The sequence below is a fragment of the Bacteroidota bacterium genome (genome assembly GCA_030706565.1).
Lineage (GTDB): Bacteria > Bacteroidota > Bacteroidia > Bacteroidales > JAUZOH01 > JAUZOH01.
In genome coordinates, this window is record JAUZOH010000411.1 from 1 (window position 1) to 3,229 (window position 3,229).

General features: G+C 36.6%; 4 protein-coding genes. 3 read left to right on the forward strand and 1 reads right to left on the reverse strand.

Going from position 1 to position 3,229, the window contains the following annotated elements; all coding sequences use genetic code 11:
• The 3 genes from Q8907_14875 to Q8907_14885 form a co-directional block, all read left to right on the forward strand.
• Positions 1 to 270 (forward strand): TrkA C-terminal domain-containing protein (locus Q8907_14875; GenBank protein ID MDP4275555.1); only part of this gene is annotated, 270 nt, incomplete at its 5' end.
• Positions 271 to 484: 214 nt separating this feature from the next.
• Positions 485 to 1,660, forward strand: a complete 1,176-nt coding sequence (locus Q8907_14880) for a transglutaminase domain-containing protein (GenBank protein MDP4275556.1) — start codon at positions 485 to 487, stop codon at positions 1,658 to 1,660.
• A 37-nt stretch (positions 1,661 to 1,697) separates the two neighbouring features.
• Positions 1,698 to 2,168 (forward strand): stearoyl-CoA 9-desaturase, encoded by a 471-nt coding sequence (locus Q8907_14885; GenBank protein MDP4275557.1) that lies wholly within the window; start codon positions 1,698 to 1,700, stop codon positions 2,166 to 2,168.
• Positions 2,169 to 2,234: 66 nt separating this feature from the next.
• Here Q8907_14885 and Q8907_14890 read toward each other — a convergent pair.
• Positions 2,235 to 3,229, reverse strand: a 995-nt coding sequence (locus Q8907_14890; protein MDP4275558.1) for a DNA polymerase III subunit alpha, incomplete at its 5' end; no start/stop codon positions are given.

A 3,229-nucleotide genomic window follows, 5' to 3' on the forward strand; every position in this document is an offset into this window, starting at 1 on the left:
AAAACCCAGACAGACATTGTACTTTCGGATGGCATCAAGTCCCAGTTGACCGATATTGTTATTCCTGAAGATAGTCCCATCATCGGCAGGCAAATCGTGCAACTCAAATTCCCTAAAAACGCAACCATCTCCTTCATTCAACGGGACAATAGCTATATGTCAGCTACCGGATCAACCGTTTTATTAAGCAATGACAAATTGTTTATTTTGGCTGAAGATGAAAATTCGATGGCAGATGTATATAATTGTCTTTGTATCAATAAGAAATAAAAATTCCAATCTTTATCTGCCAACCAAACCTGTAATAATCGACCAAACAGGATGTCGTATTTTTTCCAATAAATAACATATTTTATTGCATTAAAATTATAAATTTTTAATTTTATTTCTCATAACAGCACTATTTTTAAAGTGTATTTTATTAAAAATTAAAATAATGAAATCTAATTTCCTCCTATTAATCATTTTTGCGATCTTCTGTAATATGAGTTTAAAAGCACAGGAGAATCCCGAGTTTGAAAAGCATGCATACAACTACGAAAGTATGATGGTCACAGCTTTCCAGAAAAGAGATACAGCACAATATAAAAGATCACTCGATCATTTAACAATGGATTTTTCGTCACTTAATGAAGAATCTCAGAATATATATAAAGTTATATTCAGTAACCTTAACTATAGTTTTGCTTGTCTTTATTCCATCTTAAATAATAAAACCAAAGCTCTGGAATATCTGGAAAAATCAAAATTCACAGATTACAGACAAATGTTGGTTGATGAAGATTTGAAAAATATCCGAAAAGAGAAACGGTTTAAAACTTGTCTCAAATATGCCAGGGAAAATGCACCTGATTATTTAAATACACTGAAAAAAGCCGCCAAATATGAAGGAAGCGGAAAAGAAGAACATATAAAATTTACTTATCAGTCAAAAGATAATCCCAACTTACAATTATTAAGAAAAACATATCAGCTCGATTCCATAGCCGGTATGGGAAATGAAATTTCACAGATTATAAATATCTCAAACTGGGTTCATAATTTAATACATCACGATGGGTACAAAGGAAATCCTGATCAACTAAATGCCTTAAATATGATTCAGTTATGTAAAAATGGGAAAAGGACTTTAACTTGTTACGGACTTTCAGTTGTTTTGAACGAATGTTACCTTTCATTAGGTTTTAAATCAAGGTATGTCAGATGTCTACCAAAAGATTCAACAGACAATGACTGTCATGTCATCGTAACCGTATATTCAATGACCTTAAAGAAATGGCTGTGGATTGACCCTACTTTTGATACTTATGTAATGAATGAAAAAGGTGAATTATTAGGCATTCAGGAAGTAAGGGAAAGATTAATAACCGGTAAACCTTTGATTATAAACCCGAACGCAAATTGGAATCATAAACAATCCGAAAGTAAAGAAGCGTATCTTGATTATATGACAAAAAATCTTTATAGACTTGAAAGTCCGTTAAACAGTGAGTTTGACTATGGAACTAAAATCAAAGGGAAAGAAATAAAATATCTCGATTTAGATCCTATTGATTATAAAAAACTTGAATCTGCTCAAAAAAATTTTGAAGAAAACTTATGTTTTATTCATACGTTTATTACTCATAATCCCAATATTTTCTGGGCAATTCCGGAATGATTATTTACTTTGACACGAAAATTATTAAAAACATATCATGATATTTATTATCTGTTGGCTTTTAGGATTGATTGTCGGAATCATAACTACATTACTTGATCCAAGCATAAGGGATTTAATTTCTATTTCCAACAATCTTCTGTTTTATCAATTGACAGTAACAGTAAGTTTGACTAATATTGTCGGTTTCGCGGGGCATGTATTCAAATCCGATCAGGTTGCAGAATCCATCGGATGGGGAAAAGGTTCGTTCTTCCAAAAAGAGCTGGGCTTTGCCGAATTGGGTTATGGAATTGCCGGGTTGATGTGTATATGGTTTAAAGGTTATTTCTGGCTGGCCACTATCATAACATTAGTACCTCTATACATTGGAGCTGCACTTGTTCATATAAAAGAGGTTAAAAAGAATAATAATTTCAACCCCGGCAATGTAATCAGCATTGCACCGGATTTTTTAATTCCCATTTCATTAATCGTACTTTCAATCCTTTCAGGAATATGGAAATAGAGTGAAGTGTGAAAAAACTGAAAGGATTTAAGAAGCGTCCATTAAGGTTCTAAAAAAATCCAAGTTTCACAATCTTCTAGGATCCGTCTTATAGGGTAACCTGGCCATTTTGCGGATTTCCACACTGGGATAATCAAATTCCTGCACCACTTTGCCTTCCAGAAGGTATACCCCTTGTCCGGTAAACGGGTACCTTTTCAGGGAATCAGGAAAATGCACCGTGTCGAAAAAGTCGCCACAGGTATCCAGAAAACAGCCGAAATGCATAATTTCATGCTTTACGGTAAAAACATATTTGAGAGAAACCAGTTCGCCAATCATTCGAACCACCTTACCCAATTTGGGCAACAGTTCATGAGCCAGGGTATTTCCCCGGTATGAAGTCTGCAACATATCAAAGCGGCTCATGCTTACCGGGAAGCCCATCAGCTCCATTTCATCGTATGCATCTTCCAATACATTGGTCTTTAAATCCGGCAGCCTGAATTCCCTGCGCTTTTCAGGGAATAACCTAGCGATTAGGGCCCTCTTTTCCGTTTTACCAGCGAATAACAGCTGTTCCCACATCAGTTGCTTCTTTGTTTTGCCGGTAAACCGGAAAGCTCCGGCCTTGATCAATATCCTCAGCTGCTCGTTGCCTGTGGGAACACGTTCGGTAAAATCACTGAGATCCTGAAATTCACCATGTAATTTTCGTTCATCAACAATCTGCTGAGCCAGTTCCCCTTCCAGATTTTTCAGAAGGATCAGTCCCAGGTAGATATCATTGCCATAAAGGGTAGTCAGATGCTCGCTTTTATTTATATCAGGCAGCCTGATATTTGCCCCGCAGTGCCTGGCTTCGTTGATATATACCCAGGTCTGGTAAAATCCGCCAAAATTATTAATCACCGCCACATGAAACTCATGTGGAAAATAGGTTTTAAGATAAAGGCTCTGATAGCTTTCCACGGCATAGCTGGCCGAGTGGGCCTTACAGAACGAATAACCGGCGAATGACGACATCTGCCGCCACACTTCCTGTGCCAGCGCATCACTGTAGCCACGTTGCCTGCAGTTGT

Excerpts from the sequence above, each read along its gene's own strand:
- Q8907_14885 (MDP4275557.1), top strand. The coding sequence starts at position 1,698 with ATGATATTTATTATCTGTTGGCTTTTAGGATTGATTGTCGGAATCATA.
- Q8907_14880 (MDP4275556.1), top strand. The coding sequence starts at position 485 with ATGAGTTTAAAAGCACAGGAGAATCCCGAGTTTGAAAAGCATGCATAC.